The 15,802-nt window shown below is 65.9% G+C and carries 16 protein-coding genes and 3 tRNA genes; 8 read left to right on the plus strand and 11 right to left on the minus strand.

The features are described 5' to 3' along the window. Window positions 1-42: 42 nt before the first annotated feature. The 3 genes from ACHQ4I_RS01300 to ACHQ4I_RS01310 are packed head-to-tail and all read right to left on the minus strand — an operon-like array spanning window position 43 to window position 2,068. The gene (locus ACHQ4I_RS01300; protein ID WP_420769780.1) at window positions 43-708 is read right to left on the minus strand and encodes a methyltransferase domain-containing protein; all 666 of its coding nucleotides are present in this window, start codon (window positions 706-708) and stop codon (window positions 43-45) included. Next, window positions 705-1,400, minus strand: a complete 696-nt coding sequence (locus ACHQ4I_RS01305; RefSeq protein ID WP_420769781.1) for a TIGR04282 family arsenosugar biosynthesis glycosyltransferase — start codon at window positions 1,398-1,400, stop codon at window positions 705-707. The genes ACHQ4I_RS01300 and ACHQ4I_RS01305 overlap by 4 nt, the downstream gene beginning before the upstream one ends. Continuing rightward, complete coding sequence (locus tag ACHQ4I_RS01310) at window positions 1,397-2,068, minus strand: glycosyltransferase family 2 protein (protein ID WP_420769782.1); 672 nt, start codon at window positions 2,066-2,068, stop codon at window positions 1,397-1,399. The genes ACHQ4I_RS01305 and ACHQ4I_RS01310 overlap by 4 nt, the downstream gene beginning before the upstream one ends. A 132-nt stretch (window positions 2,069-2,200) precedes the next feature. Here ACHQ4I_RS01310 and ACHQ4I_RS01315 point away from each other — a divergent pair, with 132 nt between their 5' ends. Genes ACHQ4I_RS01315 through ACHQ4I_RS01325 form a run of 3 tightly spaced genes read left to right on the plus strand, consistent with a single transcriptional unit; the run spans window position 2,201 to window position 5,249 of the window. Then, the gene (locus ACHQ4I_RS01315; RefSeq protein ID WP_420770158.1) at window positions 2,201-3,532 is read left to right on the plus strand and encodes a hypothetical protein; all 1,332 of its coding nucleotides are present in this window, start codon (window positions 2,201-2,203) and stop codon (window positions 3,530-3,532) included. 3 nt (window positions 3,533-3,535) lie between these two features. After that, window positions 3,536-4,231, plus strand: a complete 696-nt coding sequence (locus ACHQ4I_RS01320) for a response regulator transcription factor (RefSeq protein ID WP_420769783.1) — start codon at window positions 3,536-3,538, stop codon at window positions 4,229-4,231. After that, on the plus strand, window positions 4,224-5,249 hold the full coding sequence (locus ACHQ4I_RS01325; RefSeq protein WP_420769784.1) for a sensor histidine kinase: 1,026 nt from the start codon (window positions 4,224-4,226) through the stop codon (window positions 5,247-5,249). Before ACHQ4I_RS01320 ends, ACHQ4I_RS01325 begins: the two co-directional genes overlap by 8 nt. Here ACHQ4I_RS01325 and ACHQ4I_RS01330 read toward each other — a convergent pair whose 3' ends face one another. The 5 genes from ACHQ4I_RS01330 to ACHQ4I_RS01350 all read right to left on the minus strand — a co-directional run bounded on the left by ACHQ4I_RS01330 (window position 5,250) and on the right by ACHQ4I_RS01350 (window position 9,320). Then, the gene (locus ACHQ4I_RS01330) at window positions 5,250-6,308 is read right to left on the minus strand and encodes an NAD-dependent epimerase/dehydratase family protein (RefSeq protein WP_420769785.1); all 1,059 of its coding nucleotides are present in this window, start codon (window positions 6,306-6,308) and stop codon (window positions 5,250-5,252) included. It abuts the gene before it with no gap. Window positions 6,309-6,487: 179 nt separating this feature from the next. After that, window positions 6,488-7,105, minus strand: coding sequence for a carboxymuconolactone decarboxylase family protein (locus tag ACHQ4I_RS01335; RefSeq protein WP_420769786.1), 618 nt, complete (start codon window positions 7,103-7,105; stop codon window positions 6,488-6,490). Window position 7,106: 1 nt separating this feature from the next. Continuing rightward, complete coding sequence (locus ACHQ4I_RS01340) at window positions 7,107-7,478, minus strand: hypothetical protein (RefSeq protein ID WP_420769787.1); 372 nt, start codon at window positions 7,476-7,478, stop codon at window positions 7,107-7,109. Window positions 7,479-7,524: 46 nt separating this feature from the next. Beyond that, the gene (locus ACHQ4I_RS01345) at window positions 7,525-8,598 is read right to left on the minus strand and encodes a nitric oxide synthase oxygenase (RefSeq protein WP_420770159.1); all 1,074 of its coding nucleotides are present in this window, start codon (window positions 8,596-8,598) and stop codon (window positions 7,525-7,527) included. 311 nt (window positions 8,599-8,909) lie between these two features. Then, window positions 8,910-9,320 carry a hypothetical protein gene (locus ACHQ4I_RS01350; protein WP_420769788.1) on the minus strand — a complete coding sequence of 137 codons (411 nt, stop codon included), beginning with the start codon at window positions 9,318-9,320 and terminating at the stop codon, window positions 8,910-8,912. A gap of 297 nt (window positions 9,321-9,617) precedes the next feature. Between ACHQ4I_RS01350 and ACHQ4I_RS01355 the strand changes: the two genes are divergently transcribed. After that, the gene (locus ACHQ4I_RS01355; RefSeq protein ID WP_420769789.1) at window positions 9,618-10,682 is read left to right on the plus strand and encodes an alpha/beta hydrolase; all 1,065 of its coding nucleotides are present in this window, start codon (window positions 9,618-9,620) and stop codon (window positions 10,680-10,682) included. A 338-nt stretch (window positions 10,683-11,020) separates the two neighbouring features. On the opposite strand, the gene hisC is transcribed toward ACHQ4I_RS01355, so the two are convergent. Then, entirely contained in the window at window positions 11,021-12,103 is a 1,083-nt protein-coding gene (hisC, locus tag ACHQ4I_RS01360) for a histidinol-phosphate transaminase (protein ID WP_420769790.1), read from the minus strand. 96 nt (window positions 12,104-12,199) lie between these two features. Between hisC and ACHQ4I_RS01365 the strand changes: the two genes are divergently transcribed. From ACHQ4I_RS01365 to ACHQ4I_RS01380, 4 genes are all read left to right on the plus strand, one after another. Further along, window positions 12,200-12,931: a dienelactone hydrolase family protein gene (locus tag ACHQ4I_RS01365; protein ID WP_420769791.1), complete on the plus strand. Its 732-nt coding sequence runs from the start codon at window positions 12,200-12,202 to the stop codon at window positions 12,929-12,931. A 91-nt stretch (window positions 12,932-13,022) separates the two neighbouring features. Next, a tRNA-Ser gene (locus ACHQ4I_RS01370) sits at window positions 13,023-13,112 on the plus strand. Between the two features lie 39 nt (window positions 13,113-13,151). Next, window positions 13,152-13,224 (plus strand) — tRNA-Arg (locus ACHQ4I_RS01375). A gap of 651 nt (window positions 13,225-13,875) precedes the next feature. Then, window positions 13,876-14,205 (plus strand): hypothetical protein, encoded by a 330-nt coding sequence (locus ACHQ4I_RS01380; protein ID WP_420769792.1) that lies wholly within the window; start codon window positions 13,876-13,878, stop codon window positions 14,203-14,205. A gap of 860 nt (window positions 14,206-15,065) precedes the next feature. Here ACHQ4I_RS01380 and ACHQ4I_RS01385 read toward each other — a convergent pair. Together ACHQ4I_RS01385 and ACHQ4I_RS01390 are read right to left on the minus strand one after the other, a co-directional pair. After that, a tRNA-Ser gene (locus ACHQ4I_RS01385) sits at window positions 15,066-15,150 on the minus strand. A gap of 63 nt (window positions 15,151-15,213) precedes the next feature. Continuing rightward, window positions 15,214-15,624, minus strand: coding sequence for a MarR family winged helix-turn-helix transcriptional regulator (locus ACHQ4I_RS01390; protein ID WP_420770160.1), 411 nt, complete (start codon window positions 15,622-15,624; stop codon window positions 15,214-15,216). Between the last annotated feature and the right edge of the window lie 178 nt (window positions 15,625-15,802).

Here is a 15,802-nt window from a genome sequence, read left to right on the forward strand (position 1 = left end):
CTTCTGGTCCACGTGCGGTTGTCGAGCGATTCGTGATCACAGCTACCAACTACTCCTCGTCATGACGCCCACAGATCGTGACCCTTCCCACTGCAACCAGGCGATATGCCTCCCGGACACCTCCACAGCGGTCAGCACCCGGAACCCGGCCGCGGCAGCCAGGTCTTCCGCGCGGTCCACCCCGACCCGCGCCCACGGAAACCATTCCCCCACCCGCGTTCTCGTCTCCAACCGAATCGGATGCGACACCACACCGGTACCGGGACGGGCGAATTCGACCACCGCGATCCCATCGCGGGCCAACAGGTCACCCGCGCGGGTGAGCATCCGCACCGGATCGCCACCGATGCCGATATTGCCGTCCGCCAGAATCGCGTAGGACCAGCGGCCCGCTCCGGGCAGCGGCCCGAACAGGTCGCGCTGCAATGCCGGTGCACCGCGAAATCTGGTGGCCGCCACGGCCATCGGCGAGATATCGACGCCGAGTGCGATGACCCCGCGCCGCAGCAGTGCCGAAACCAGCCGTCCTGGGCCACATCCCAGATCCACCGTGGGACCGTCGCAGCAGCAGGTCAGCGCCGTATCGGCTTGGCGGTCGGCCTCGTCGAAGCCCAACCAGCGCCGGGTCCGCAGTGGATGCCGGCGCCCGTCCGCATCACACACCCAGCAGTCCTCGCCCGCCAGCGCCAGATCGAAGATGTCGATCATCGGGACGCCAGTACGGAGCGGTGTAGTTGCTGGACCAGCCGGGCGAACCGCCCATCGGATTCGGCGGCCACGGCCACGGCATCGGCGAAGGTGTCGACATCGTTGTAGCGCGGCAGCGAGCGCACCCGGAGATCGCAGCGCAGCATGGCATCTCGGGTGAGTTCACCGGTCCGATCGGTCGACATCGGGACCTCGACCAGCGTGCGAGCCGGCTGCGGCATCGGCAGCCCGAGCGCCCACCAACCACCGTCGTCGGCCGGACCGAGCAGCGCATCTTCGCGCAGGACGAGCTCGCGTGCGGCCCAGGTCAGTACTTCCGGGCCGATCTGCGGTGTGTCCATGCCGATCTGCAGGACCGGCATTCCGTACCGCGCGGCATCGGCGTGGGCATTGGCCAGGCGCTCACCGAACGATGCACCGCGCTGCGGAATTACTTCGAAATCGCTCAGCGCACTCGCGACTTCATCGCCACACTCGGCGTCGGAAAGCTCGCCGGTCAAGGCGACGATATGGTGCGCGACGGGACTGCGCGACATCGACTCGAGCGTGTCCAGCAGCGATGCCGCGGCGACTCGCGCCGCGTCGCGCGGCGAAAGCGGCGGCGTCAGACGAGTTTTGGCAAGTCCGGGAATCGGCGCCTTGGCCAGCACGAGCAGTGTCGCCGCCACGGGCGACGGGCGACAGTAATTCATCGCAACACCGCCAAGAAGTCTCGAGTGGCCCGCAGAGTGCCGAGCCACGATCCGGATACCTTCGAAACACCGCCTGCCCGTGGCCGATACGCGATATCGCGCTCGACCACTCGCCACCCCGCCCCCGCCGCACCGATCAGCAATTGGAGTGGATAGCCGGAGCGGCTGTGCAGCGGGCCGAGGGCCAGCAGCGAAGTGCGGCGGGCCACCCGCATCGCGCCGATATCGTGCACGGGCAGCCCGTATCGGCGGCGCAGTCGCCCGGCGATGACCAGATTGCCGAGCCGCGCATGCCACGGCCATACGCCCCGGCGCACCGGTTTGCGTCGTCCGACGGCTAGATCCGCACCCGCACGCACCAAATCGACCAACGATGGCAGCTCACCCGGGTCCATCGACCCGTCGCCGTCCAGGAAGGCAAGCAAATCCGTGCTGGCGGAGGCGATTCCAGCCTGCACGGCAGCCCCGTACCCGGGTTGCGTTTCGGATACCACGGCAGCGCCGCACCGGCGCGCCACATCGGCCGTGGCATCGGTCGAGCCATTGTCCACGACCAGCGCATGGAACCCGGCCGGGATGGCGGCTAGCACTGCTGGCAAAGCTTCAGCTTCGTCTCGGCACGGGATGACAACGGTCACGCCGTCCGGGTTGTGGAGGGTCTCGGTCACCTTTTCGACGCTAGGCCAACCAGTCCGAATCGAGGCCGCGAAACTGGTGACGAAACAGTGACGTCGGTTCGTGAAACCGCTCGAGCACCGGTTTTCTGCGCGCTGTCGCCCTATCGTGAATTCGTGCATGACATGACGGAGGTCGCGGCGCGCCCACGCGGCCGGATACGCGGCGAATTGGTCGGCGCCGGTATCGCCGCCGCGCTGACCCTGACAGCGTTCGTTGTTCCGCGAATTGCCAGCGAACAGTGGCGCGGCAGACTCTACGCCGGCACCGCCCCCATCTTCGGCAGCTGGTTGCGCCACGTCGGCTGGGGCTCGATACCGGCCATCGCGATCGCGATACTCCTCATCCGGTTCGGTCCCGCGCTGGCCGAACGGCTGCCCTGGCGACGCCTGCTGACCGTATCCTGGCTGACCGCCGTGACCTGGGCATTCGCCTTGGCGATGATCGACGGCTGGCAGCGCGGATTCGCCGGACGGCTCACCACCTACCACGAGTATCTGCACGAAGTGCCCGGCGTTCGCGATATCCCGGCGATGCTGCGCGGTTTCTCCGGCCGCATTCTGGATTTCCAACCGGATTCGTGGACCACGCATGTGTCCGGGCATCCGCCCGGCGCACTGCTGTTCTTCGTCCTGCTCGATCGCATCGGCCTGGGCGGCGGGGCCTGGGCGGGACTGGCCTGCCTGCTCATCGGCAGCAGCGCGATCGTCGCGGTCGCGCTCACCCTGCGGGCGCTCGATGCCGAGGATCGGGCCCGAAAGGCCCTGCCGTTCTTGACGATAGCGCCCGCCGCGATATGGATCGCGGTCTCGGCGGATGCCATGTTCGCTGGCGTCACGGCATGGGCGGTCGCGCTGCTGGCAATCGCCGTCCGGCAGCCGCGACGCTGGTGGATCGCCATCGCTTCCGGCGCCCTCTTCGCCCTCGGCAGCTACCTCAGCTACGGCCTCGTGATCATGGCCGTACCCGCCGTGACGGTCCTGATCGCGGGCCGAACCGCCCGGCCGCTGCTGCCCGCACTCCTCGGCGCATTACTCGTCGCGGCGGCCTTCACTCTGGCCGGCTTCTGGTGGCTCGACGGCTACCACCTGGTGGTCGAGCGCTACTACCAGGGCATCGCCGCCGAGCGACCCTATGCGTACTGGGTGTGGGCGAACCTCGCCGCGACCGTCTGCGCCGTCGGCCTGGCCACCGCCGCCGGTCTACCGCGCGCGCTCTCTCAGCTGCGTCTGCCCTTCGATCCGACCGCGCTCTTGGTGGCGGCGGGATTGTGCGCAATATTGGTGGCAGACCTCAGTGGCCTCAGCAAGGCGGAGACCGAGCGCATCTGGCTGCCGTTCGACGTCTGGCTGCTGGCCGCGACCGCGTTTCTGCCGCGGTCCACCGCCCGAGTCTGGCTGTTCGTGCAGGCGCTCGGCACCCTGGTACTCGCCCACACGATCCTGACGAATTGGTAACCCATGAGCATTCTGATCGCAGACGACGACCCATTGGTCCGTGACGTGGTGCGGCGCTATCTCGAACGCGATGGGCTGACGGTCGTGGAAACCGCGGACGGTCCCTCGACCTTGGCGCAACTCAACGGCCCCGCCGCGGACGCCGTCGAACTGGCCGTCCTCGATGTCATGATGCCCGCCCCGGACGGCATCGAAATCTGCCGCGCGGTGCGCTCCGGCCCACGTCCGGACACCCCGATCATCCTCCTCACCGCACTGGGCGACGAGGACGATCGGGTGCTCGGCCTGGAGGCGGGCGCCGACGATTACGTCACCAAGCCGTTCAGCGCACGCGAGCTCGCGCTGCGGGTCGCCTCGGTGCTGCGGCGTTCGCAGACGACGCGGCCGGCGGACTCGCAGGTGCTGCGCGATGGCGCCGTCGAGGTGCGGCCGGATTCGCAGTCGGCGCTGGTGGACGGCGTACCGGTCGATCTGACCGCGCGCGAATTCGATCTGCTCGTCTTCCTGCTGCGCCATCCACACCAGGTGTTCAGCCGGGAGGAACTGCTGGCCAAGGTGTGGGGCTGGGACTTCGGCGACTTGTCCACTGTCACGGTGCATATCAAGCGGTTGCGCGCGAAACTCGGTCAACGGCACCGGATCGAGACGGTGTGGGGCCGCGGCTACATCTGGGGCCGGAATGGAGAATCCAATGCCTGAGGACACCCTCCAACTGATCGGCTACGCGCTGGCGTGTTCGCTTCCGATCGTCGGCGTCGGCGCGGTGATCCTGCGCGCCACCAGCAATCGCTCCCTGACCACCAGCATGGCTGTGCTGGTATTGATCCCGACCCTGTCCACGCTCGCGGGCATCATCGGGGTCAGCGGTTTGATGTTCACCGACGAACTCGAGCGCACCGCGGTCGTCCTCGCGGTGGTCGCGGCGGTCACCGTGCCCGCCGCCCTGCTGCTCGGTCGCGAACAGGCCCGAAAGACGGTCTGGGAGAAGCAGATCCGTGAACAGGAACGCATGGCCGAACGCTCCCGCCGCGAACTCGTCGCCTGGGTGAGCCACGACCTGCGCACCCCGCTGGCGGGCATTCGCGCCATGGCAGAGGGACTTTCCGACGGCGTGCTCACCGGTACCGCCGACGTGGCCCGCTACGCCGAACAGATCGTGCGCGAAACGGATCGGCTCTCGGTCATGGTCGATGATCTCTTCGAGATGTCGAAGATCAACGCGGGCGCATTGCGGTTGGAACTGGAGCCGGTCGATCTGCGCGAACTCATCGATGAGGTGCTCGCGGCCAACCGCCCGAATGCCGAACGCGCCAAGGTCCTACTGCGCGCCGAACAACCCGATTCCGAAATCGTCGTCGCGGCCAGCGACCGAGCCCTCGGCCGGGTACTGACCAACCTCGTCTCCAATGCCATCGCACACACACCGCCAGGCGGCCAGGTGGCGATCTCCGCCGGCACCGCCGACGGCCGGGCCTGGGCGCGGGTCGACGACACCGGACCGGGCATCGCGGAGGCCGACCTGCCGCGCATCTTCGAGGTCGCCTATCGCGGCACCGCCGCCCGCTCCCCCGTCGCCTCCGACGGAGTGTCTTCCGGGAGCGGTATGGGTCTGGCGATCGCCGCCGGCCTGGTCGAAGCCCACCACGGCGATATCACCGCCGAGAACCGAGACCAGGGCTGCCGGTTCGAAGTTCGACTACCCCTCAGCGGAAACTGACTACATCAGCGGCGCACCGGCGCCGGCGACCGCGCGCAGCGGCGCGAACGCGAACTCGGCGAGACCATCGAGTGGATCCACCCGGGCCGCGAACCCCAGAATGCGTTGTGCCTGTTCGGGACTGGCGACAATATGCCGCACATCGCCGGGGCGGTAACGCCCGGTGATGACCGGTTCGGGCCCACCACGCGCCGCCGCCAACGCGGTCGCGACCGCGCCTATGGTGATCGGCCGTCCCGAAGCGATATTGAGCGGCAGGAACCCGGCATGCGCATGCTCGACCGCCGCGAGATTCGCCGCCGCGATATCGCCGACATGCACGAAATCCCTTGCCTGCCTGCCATCCTCGAATACTTGCGGCGATTCCCCTGCTTCCAGTGCCGACCGGAAGATTGCCGCAACACCGGAATATGGTGTGTCCCTCGGCATATCGGGACCATAGACATTGTGATAGCGCAGCGCGGTCACCCCGGAATCGGTAACCGCAGCCCACGCGGCCGCGTAATGCTCCTGCGCCACCTTCGCCGCCGCATAAAGACTCCGCGGCCGCAACGGCGCACTCTCGGGTACCGCGTCCCAACTCAGCACCTCACCGGAATCCGGATCCCGATGCTCGAACATCCCATTCTCGAGATCCCCCCGCCTCCGTACCCCGACATCGACGGCCCCGGGCCGCCCGCCCCGATACCGCCCCTCCCCATAAACCACCATCGAAGAAGCCAACACCAACCGCCGACACCCCGCCCGATCCATCGCCGCCAACAAAACCGCGGTCCCCAGGTCGTTATGACTGGCATACGCGGGCGCATCCTGCGCACTGACCCCCGCCCCCACCACCGCGGCCTGATGACAAACCACATCGACCCCGCGCAACACCGAATCCAACGCATCCGGATCCCGCACATCGAGCACCCGCACGTCCTGCGGCGCTTCGGCACCGACCCCATGTGCGGCCGCCAACATCAGATCGACAGCCACCACCTCATGTCCGGCATCGTTCAGCGCCCGATGCACCCGCGAACCGATGAATCCGGCCGCCCCGGTCAGCAGCACCCGCATGTCAGCACCACCCCGAGCATCGGTGCAACAACCAACCCATTCCATGGTCTTCGGAGGTCATGCCCCCGATTCTGCGGCCAGGTCGGCAAACTTTCGCCCAACCCGGCCGCCTCGTCAGACTTTTGTCACGAACATCCGAGCACCGGAATCAGACGATGCCCGCTGCAGACCGATGAGCCTCACGCGCCACGGGAGAGCAAGCGGATCGGGAGCGGAGTTCGGTAGCCGAAGGCCTTGATGAAGCGGGCGCCGACGCGGGCCTGGTGGTCTTCCAGTGCCTCGGCGCCGACGGTGTTCATCACCCGGTTGATCACGTTGAAAAATGTTGCGACCCAGACGGCTTCGTCGAAAGCCTCGGCGGTGACGCCCGCCTGACGAATCTTGTCGGCGTCGCCGGGGGTCAGGCCGTCGGGGTCGCGGACCATCTTGCCGACGAATTCGAGCATGGCTCGGGCTTCGGGGCGAAGGGGTGAGTTGTCGCCGTCGACCAAGGCTTCGTCGACCAGATCGGTGGCGATATAGGCGCCCGCGATGCCGCGGTGTGCGGTGTCGCAGAACGGGCATTCATTGGATTGCGATGCCCGGGTTGCGAAGATTTCGCGTTCGGCGATGCTCCAGAAGGACGGGCCGCGCATGGCGTCCTGGATGAGGTCGGACAGTGGGGTGCCGAAGTATCGGTGGCGGTAGAAGAGCACCTTCAGGACTGCGGGGACCTCGGTGCGGCCGAATCGCTCCATGCCCGCGAACATGATGCGGGCCGGGAGTTCTTGGTCGGATTCGACCGCGTCGAGCCACATTTCAGCGACCTTCCCAGCAGCGGCGGGCAGCCCGCAACCTTCGGTCGGCGGCGCCGTAGGCAGCGACGATCGCCGCCTCGAAGATCTCGTCGTCGCTGCGACCAGCTTCGGAGAGCATCGTGATGTTCTTCTCGGTGATCCGATACGAACGTTCGGCGACCAGGTCGACGAAGGCGGCGAGATCATCGGGGGGCGCGGCACTTCGGGCCGCATCACCCCGACTCTCATCGGCCGGGGCCGAGCCACCATCTCCGGCAGAGCCATCGGCCCGCGCCCGAATCGACCGCCGCACCGCGACCGGCAGACGACCCGGCGCACCTTCGAGATGCGCGCCGAAGCTTTCCCATTTCGAGGCCATGGAGCGCCGTTCCATGGCCTCATTCTCGCCCACCGACGAGCGCTGCGCTGGCGAACGCGGATCAGATCTCGCCCTCGCCGCCGAATTCCCGGCGCACGAAATTCGGCCGCAGGTCCGGCTCGGGTTCGTCGTAGTAGCGGTGGAAGGTCGGGGTCAGACCGGAGGAGATCGGCGGGTTGACCCAACTCCAGTCCGTCGGGCATTTGCGGCCCGCGGCCTGCTCCCGGTTGACGTGGTCGCAGAACTGTTTGGCCACGGTGTGGTGGTCGACGATGTACACCCCCGACTTCCGATAGCTGTACAGCACCGCGCGATTCAGTTCGATCAGCGCCCGATCCCGCCACAGTGAGCGCTCACTCCTGGTGTCCAGGCACATCATTTCGGCGATGAGCGGCAGCATGTTGTAGCGGGTGGCGTCGCTGAGGTTGCGCGCGCCGATCTCGGCGCCCATATACCAGCCGTTGAACGGCGCGAACGGGTAGGTGATGCCGCCGATCTCCAGGTTCATATTCGAAACAGCAGGCAGCGCATGCCATTTCAGGCCGAGGCCGGCGAACCAGTCGAATTCGGGATGTTCCAGTTCGACCTCGCGGGCCAGCTCGGGTGGGACCTCGAACCAGCGGATCGGCTCGTCCGGCGTGCTGATGAGCACCGGCAGGATGTCGAAGGGGGTGCGCGCGCCGCGCCAGCCGAGTTTCATGGCGAATTCGGTGATGGTGATATTGGCGGGATCGCCGGTAACCGTCCCATCGCCGTTGCGGTAGCCCGCGTAGCGGATGAGTTGTGGGCTGACGATGCGGAATTCGCGGCCGTCGGCCTGGCGCGGTGGTCCGACGGTGACCATCGATTGAATGGCGCCGCCGTTGGTCGCCATATGCAGGTGCTGCCAGCAGACCTCGGCGAGGTCGCGGGCCGAGCGCACCCGCCGTGCGTCGAGCAATTTCAGTGATCGCCAGTGTTTTCGCCCGACGCAGCGGGCGTGGTTGCGCCACGCGAGCTTGGCGCCGATGAGGATCTCCTCGGCGGTCTGCACGTAGCTGCCGGTTTGTTGGAGCTGTTCCAACGCGGTGCGGCGGCGTTGCGGGGACAGGTGCTCGAGTTCGGGCAGTCGGAAGAACTCATCGCATTCGCGCATTCGCCTTTTTAGATCTAGACCGAAAGGCTTTGTGTCAGCGGCGCTTTCGAGCGATAAAACAGGTAACGCTTGGTTCACGGTATTTCTCCGGTCGGGCATCAGGTACTGCGGTTACACAGACAGGCATCGATCGAGCAGAGAATTTCGCGCGCGGAGCGCAGCTGACACCGGGCGGCACGGGAGGTCCGCGAGTTAGCTTCTGCGTTGCGGAGGCCCCGGGAACGGCGGGCTGAATGAAAAACGGCGTAGAGCAGGCTATCGGGTTGCCGTTCGCGCGCACAGCAGCGTGACCTGGTTGCCGCGGTTTGCTGTCAACGATCATGCTCGTCCCAATCACGCCTGAAAACGCTCGTACAGCAGCGTAGAACCGGTGTGCTGGCCGTGTGCCTGAATTCGACGTATTGCCTGTTCGGAATCTGCCGACGCGTGCTCGACACGCGGCGCAGCAAACTGTTTGCCGATCTGCCGAAATCCAACCGACCTGTATGTTGCTGCCGCAGTGCGATTATTCGATCGGTTCGCGACCACATCGGCGCGATCGATGAAGCTGATTGCGAACACCGATCGTCATCGGCCTGCTGAATCCGGTATCCCTGCTGGGCATTTGGCATGTCTTCTGTCGCATGCGCCAGGGTGATTTCGATGAGGCGCAGTTCGAGCGTGATTTGGACATCCATGGCCGGCTGAACCAGCTGCTCGCGCGGGCGGTTCGGCTGGTCCACAAGCAATCTGGCGATCAGCGGACTCTCGCCGGCGGCATGGCTGCTCGGCGGGCAGGAGATCTGCGCCGACAGCTCGATGTCGAATCCGGGATCCTCACGTGGATCGGGAATCTGGATGTGGGTGATCTCGGCAATCGTGGTCGGACTTTTCGTGGTGACAGGTGCCGTCGCGGCACTTCATCGGAGTGGAACGCCGCTGGCAGTGCGACTCGCACACAGCAGTGGCACGGATCACATGCCGACCGGCACATCCATGGCTGGCGAGCCTGCCGTCGCATTTCTGGCAGGATGGGCGGCATGCTGTCTCGGCGCGAGGTGCGGCGTTGGGTCTCCAGCGCGATCGTGAGCGTCGCACTGATTGCCGGTGCGGCGATGTTCGACGCGCCGCAGGGACTAGCCGCCCCCGGCGACGGCCCGCGGCCGAATACCGGATCGGCGGACGGTCCGGATGCCGCGGCGCCGACCGTCCCCGGCGTGACGCGCCCCTCGATCGACCACATCGTGCCCATCAACGACCGGTGGCTGCGGGTGTGGGTGAACTCACCCTCGATGAGCCGCGCCGTCGAGGTGCAGGTGCTGTTGCCGCGCGAGCAGAAACATCCACGGCCCACCGTGTACATGCTCGACGGGCGCAGCGCCGAGTCGGAGAGCAATAACTGGACCGAGCTCGGGCACGCGGACAAATTCTTCGAAGACAAAGACGTCAATGTGGTGCTGACGGTCGGCGGCCCGGCCAGTTTCTACACCGACTGGAAGCGCCCGGACCCGGTGCTCGGCACCAACATGTGGGAGACCTTCCTGACGCGCGAACTACCGCCGCTGATCGACGCGAAGTTCAACGGCAATGGACGCAATGCCGTCATGGGCGTCTCCATGGGCGCCGAGGCGGCGATGATGCTGACCTTCCGGCATCCGACGCTGTACACGGCGGTGGCCGGGCACAGCGGCTGCTTCTCCATGGGAACTGATCTCGGGCAGGCCCAAGCCCGCGCGGTAGTGGCGACCTACGGCGGCGTCCCGGACAATATGTTCGGCGATCAGCGCGATACCGCCTGGCTCGACCATGACGTGCTGCTGCACGCGGAAGCGTTGCGCGGCAAGACAATCTACCTGTCGGTCGGCAGCGGCCTACCCGGCAAGTACGACACCCCGAACAACCCGGACGTGGTCAGCACCATCGGTTTCGGCGGTCCGCTGGAGGCCGCGACCAATATCTGCACCCGCCGGCTGACCGACCGCCTCACCGCGCTCGGAATTCCGGTGACCGCCAACTTCCGCCCGACCGGAACCCACTCGTGGCCCTACTGGGCCGACGAGTTGGGCCAGTCGTGGCCGACGATCTCGCACGCGCTCGGTCTTTAGAGTCCGATCCTCCAGCCGAGTTTCGGCCGCCAGCTGAGCTTCGGGCGCCAGCTGAGTCTGAGCCGCCAGCTGAATCTGGGCCGCCAACTAAGTCTCAGCGGCCAGCTGAGTCTCAGCGACCAACTGAATCTCGGCGACCAGCTAAGCCTCGGCGACCAACTGAATCTCGGCGACCAACTGAATCTCGGCGACCAACTGAATCTCGGCGGCCAGCTAGGTCTGGGCCGCCAGATAAGTCTGGGCCGCCAACTGAGTCTGAGCCGCTAGCTGAATCTCGGCGGCTAACTGAGTCTGAGCCGCCGCCAGCTAGGTCTGAGCCGCCAACTGAGCCTCGGCGGCTAGCTGATTCCGAAGCGCGCCAACACATCCGGATCGGTCGCGAACCGCAGGAACTGCTCGTTCTCATGCGGGTCACCGGTGGTCACCCGGACGCCGTCGGTGCCGTACGGCCGCAGCAATACGCCCGCCTCCGCGCTCGCCGTGCCGTATTCGGCGCTGCGCTCGGCAAGTGGCAGCCACAGGAAGTTCGACTCGCTCGGCGGCACCTCGTAGCCCGCCGCGAGCAGTGCGTCGCGCACGCGATCGCGTTCGACGACGAGATTCTCGGTGCGGTCGAGCAGTTCGTGCCGCGCCTCCAGCGAGGCGATCGCGGCGGCCTGCGCGACCCGGTTCACGCTGAACGGGATGTGCACCTTCATCAGCGCCGTGATCACCGCCGGATCGCCGACCGCATAGCCCGCGCGGAGTCCGGCCAGGCCGTACGCCTTGGAGAACGTCCGCAGCACAACGACATTGGGCCGATTCCGCCCGAGCTCCACACCGTTCGGGCGCTGCTCGGGAGTCAGCCGCATGTACTCGAAGTAGGCCTCGTCCAACACGATGAGCACGTGCTCAGGAACCGCGTCCAGGAACCTGACCAGCTCGGCCGCACCGACCGCCGTGCCGGTCGGATTGTTCGGATTGCAGACGAAGATCAGTTTGGTGCGCTCGGTGACCGCGGCCGCCATCGCATCCAGATCGTGCACATGCTCCGGGGTGAGCGGCACCTGCACGGCGGTCGCATTGCCGACCTGGGTGACGATCGGATAGGCCTCGAACGAGCGCCAGGCGAATAGCACCTCGTCGGTCGGTGCGTCACAGGTGATCTGCACCAGTTCCTGACACAGTGCGACGCTGCCGCAGCCGACCGCGACGTTCGCCGCAGAGACGCCGAGGAAGTCCGCGATGGCCGCGCGCAGTTCGGTGACCTGATTATCCGGATAGCGGTTCGCCAGTTCGGCGGCCTCGACGATCGCCTTCGCGGCGGCCGGAAGCGGACCGAAGGTGGTCTCGTTGCTGGCGAGCTTGACCGCGCCGGGATGGTTGCGGCCGGGGACGTACGCCGGGATCGAATCGAGGTCCGGCCGGATGTGCGCTGTCACGCTTCAACCATATGCCGGGTACCGGAAATTCTGGGTGTCAGGGCCGCTCACGTGCAATTTCTCGCGAAGATCAGCAGGTACAACTACCCTAGTTCCATGTCGGGCATTTACGACGATATTGCGCCGCTACGTAGTCGCGACGAAATCATTTCCGGTTCGGAGCCTCAACCATCGACCGACGATCAGCGCCGGACCGCCAATATCCAGGTGCCCATCACGGTGGCCGAGCCGGAGGGCAACGCGCGCGGCGGCATCGTGGTGCTGCACGAATCCCGGGAGTTCACCGGGCCATTGCTGGAACTCATGAAGGCCCTGGCGACCGAGGGCTGGACGGTGGTCGCGCCCAACCTGTTCCATCGCGTGAACGGCGAACCCGCGAACGAGGTATTCGGCGACGAACTCTTCGACGACTTCGACGCCTGCTTCGACTGGCTCACCCGCCGCGGCGTCTTCCCGGACTGCATCGGCGTGCTCGGCTTCGACCACGCGGGCACCGCGGCCTTCCTCGTCGCGACCAACCGCCCCGTCGGCGCCGCGGTCAGTGTCGCCGCGTCCGGCATCGTCGAACCGCTCAGCGACCAAGCCGATGCCCTCATCCGCGCGGCCCCGAATCTGCAGGCGCCCTGGCTCGGCCTCTTCGGCGCCGACGATCCCGACACCCCGCCGCAGCACGTCGACCAACTCCGCGATGCCACCGCCCGCGCGGCGGTCGCCAGCCTGGTCGTGACCTACCCCGGCCTGGACCACCGCGCCGATCGATCCGGCGACGACGAACTCATCGATTCCAGGACCCGGATCTTCGACTGGTTCGACAGCAATCTTCGGTGATTACCTGGCGTTTTGCGATCTGGACGTTGGCTACTGTAACCTTCCTGTTCGGCGGTTCGAAAGGACCGGTGCCCTCGAAGAGAAGGCTCCAGGAGGCGTGCCAGAGCGGCCGAATGGGACTCACTGCTAATGAGTTGTCCCTTCACGGGGACCGGAGGTTCAAATCCTCTCGCCTCCGCCACACCCCGGTTCGCCGGGCCATATAACTGAACACAGGCATGCGCCCGTAGCTCAACGGATAGAGCATCTGACTACGGATCAGAAGGTTAGGGGTTCGAATCCCTTCGGGCGCACACAGGTAGAAGGCCCCTTCCAGGACATTGGAAGGGGCCTTCTGACATAAACCCCGGTTCTGCGCATACGACTCGGCCAACCAAGTTTGATAGAGCGCAACCTCTCGTGCCCGATCCTTCGGATCACTGTCGATCGCCCGTTGCGGCAATGGCCAGGCGCGGGACGGATCGCCGAGTTCCACAAAGCATCGCCCTGCCATGACACCGATTTCGGACCGATCCACCCAATAGACCCATTCAGGTTCCTCGACACCAACTGCCCGACGTTCATAGGTGTCATCCACGGTATCTAGGGCGCGCATCGCCCCGTCACGGTCACGGGCGCGCGCTGCGGCCCACGCCACCCGCTCGGTCAGTAGCGCGACGACCACGGGAGTGGCCCCAAGCGCTCCTTTGACCGCAGTTCGGGCGAGAAGGACTGCCTCATCCGGCTGGCCGACGTTCGCGATCTGGTAGCTCGAGAGCAGTTGACCGGTTAGTACACGATCCCCTGCCTGACTGGCCGCTTTCGCGCCGTCCAGGTAGGCGTACTGGGCGTGCCCGTAGTTCTCAGGGGTTCGAATCCCTTCGGGCGCATATAAACTACAGGCCGGGTCGAGCATGAGTTGCTCGACCCGACCTGTTCTGTATGTCTGTCTGGGAGGAATGATCATGGCCAAGTCGACGGCCTACACCGCTGCGGTCTCTGCGGCAGCAGCTGCCGCGTTACTCCTCCTGCCCGCCGCACCCGCGCACGCCCAGTCCGCGCCCTGCGCCAGGGCCGTCGAGCTGGTCAACACCGCGGTCGCAATGAGCGGCGGGAGCCTGGACGTGGCGACGTCGACAGCGCTTTCCAACCGACTGAGGGTCCCGGCTGATCTCGCCCAGGGCGAGGAGAAGCGTGTCATCACCGCCTACGCCGACGCGCTGATCGATGAGAACATCACCGATCTCGACCCCTACACCGACGAGCTCAATCGCTTCTGCGGCGCCGCATCGTAACGAGGAGTTCCTGGTTCGACCCCATAGCGCAACAAAAGCCGGTGCGCTATGGGGTCGAGTCGTGGTGGGAGGTACGCGCTTTCGTGGGAACCTGAGTCCGAGTCTCAGCCTTGTTGCAATAACGGGGCCAGGAACGGCAGGTTTTGAATCAGGACCTCGGCAAGGGAGCGCGTGTTGCTAGCTCCGGCCCCACCGCCACCTCCACCGCCCCCCATGCACTGATCGGCGGGTAGCAAGGCCGAAGCCACGTTGCACCCGTCCCACTTCACCGTCGTGGAGCCGAGGTGACCGCTGGCATCGCAGGCGACTGACACGGTGTATGTCTGAGATGGTCGCCCACTGAAGTTTCCTGTCAAGGTGGTCGAACCGAGGCCTGTGCCCGAGGAGTCCAACACCGTATTCGTGCCTCCGACGTATGTCCTCATATAGCAGGTGTCGTCTTTGACAGCGCCCTGGACTTTCGCGGTGAGCGTCGTGCCGGCCCTGCTGAAGGACACTGTGCCCTGCGTCGCCGAGGCCAATCCTATGCCCACGAATAGCATCGCTAACGATGCAACCGCGCCGATAATGATCGCGCGGGCGAGGGAACGCATTGTAAATCTCCAGTTCTCGACACATTTGTAGAAACCGATTGGTTTCTACTTGTTTATGGTCCGCAGTTGGCACACGCGTCGCAATGCTCGTTCGCCGCCGTAACGTTTTGCGTGGCGCTGACCCGCTCGGGTGTTGACTTGCCGGAACTGTCAGTACCCGGACGGCGTCCAGGTACTGGACCAGCTCGGTCGCGGACCCACGCGACGGCCGCATCATCGACCAGACCTCGATACCGGCATGGGACGAGTAATCGGCGAAAACTGTTGCGGAGACGGAGGGATTTGAACCCCCGGTCGCTCTCGCGACGCTCGCTTTCAAGGCGAGTGCATTCGGCCGCTCTGCCACGTCTCCAGATCCACGAGAGTACCTGCCCCGCTGCGGCTCTTGGTGATCGGTAGGGCGTGGTGAGGTCGGTCAGTCGCCGTTGTCGTCGTTTGCTCGGTCTATTCGGGTGAAAACGTCGCCGACGATCTCGAGCTGTTGTGAGTCGATCAGGTCGATGAAGCCGCGGCGCACGGCCTCGACGTGGCCGGGGGCGGCGGCCTCTAGGCGGCGCATGCCCTCATCGGTGAGTTCGGCGAGTACGCCGCGGCCGTCCTCGAGGCAGGTGTTGCGCCGGACCATCCGCTGCGACTCCAGGCGGCGGATCTGGTGGGTGAGCCGACTGCGGGAAGACAGCACGCCGTCGGCCAGTTCGCTCATGCGCAGTGAGCGGTCGGGAGCCTCGGATAGCAGGACCAGGATCCGGTACTCGGCGAGGGTGAGATCGGAATCGCGTTGCAGCTGACGGTTGAGCGCTGTCGCCAAGCGCTGGTTACCGTCCATGTAGGCCCGCCAGGCACGTTGCTGTGACGATGAGAGCCATCTCGGCTCGCCGGGCGCGCCACTGCTCGTTTCGGATTGCACGAGTTCTATTCTAAACCCGCCTGAACTGGGGAAACGCCACCTCGAATCACTTGGACGCGCGATCAGACGAACTTCCAGACCCTGGCGACCCGCTCCC

This window comes from Nocardia nepalensis (assembly GCF_048910785.1).
In the GTDB taxonomy this organism is placed as follows: Bacteria; Actinomycetota; Actinomycetes; order Mycobacteriales; family Mycobacteriaceae; genus Nocardia; species Nocardia nepalensis.

Coding starts and splice junctions, on each gene's coding strand:
- ACHQ4I_RS01345 (WP_420770159.1), bottom strand. CDS start 8,598: ATGCGCGAATGCGATGAGTTCTTCCGACTGCCCGAACTCGAGCACCTG.
- ACHQ4I_RS01390 (WP_420770160.1), bottom strand. CDS start 15,624: ATGGACGGTAACCAGCGCTTGGCGACAGCGCTCAACCGTCAGCTGCAA.
- ACHQ4I_RS01315 (WP_420770158.1), top strand. CDS start 2,201: ATGACGGAGGTCGCGGCGCGCCCACGCGGCCGGATACGCGGCGAATTG.
- ACHQ4I_RS01305 (WP_420769781.1), bottom strand. CDS start 1,400: ATGAATTACTGTCGCCCGTCGCCCGTGGCGGCGACACTGCTCGTGCTG.
- ACHQ4I_RS01330 (WP_420769785.1), bottom strand. CDS start 6,308: ATGCGGGTGCTGCTGACCGGGGCGGCCGGATTCATCGGTTCGCGGGTG.
- ACHQ4I_RS01355 (WP_420769789.1), top strand. CDS start 9,618: ATGCTGTCTCGGCGCGAGGTGCGGCGTTGGGTCTCCAGCGCGATCGTG.
- ACHQ4I_RS01380 (WP_420769792.1), top strand. CDS start 13,876: ATGGCCAAGTCGACGGCCTACACCGCTGCGGTCTCTGCGGCAGCAGCT.
- ACHQ4I_RS01340 (WP_420769787.1), bottom strand. CDS start 7,478: ATGGAACGGCGCTCCATGGCCTCGAAATGGGAAAGCTTCGGCGCGCAT.
- ACHQ4I_RS01320 (WP_420769783.1), top strand. CDS start 3,536: ATGAGCATTCTGATCGCAGACGACGACCCATTGGTCCGTGACGTGGTG.
- ACHQ4I_RS01300 (WP_420769780.1), bottom strand. CDS start 708: ATGATCGACATCTTCGATCTGGCGCTGGCGGGCGAGGACTGCTGGGTG.
- ACHQ4I_RS01325 (WP_420769784.1), top strand. CDS start 4,224: ATGCCTGAGGACACCCTCCAACTGATCGGCTACGCGCTGGCGTGTTCG.
- ACHQ4I_RS01365 (WP_420769791.1), top strand. CDS start 12,200: ATGTCGGGCATTTACGACGATATTGCGCCGCTACGTAGTCGCGACGAA.
- ACHQ4I_RS01335 (WP_420769786.1), bottom strand. CDS start 7,105: ATGTGGCTCGACGCGGTCGAATCCGACCAAGAACTCCCGGCCCGCATC.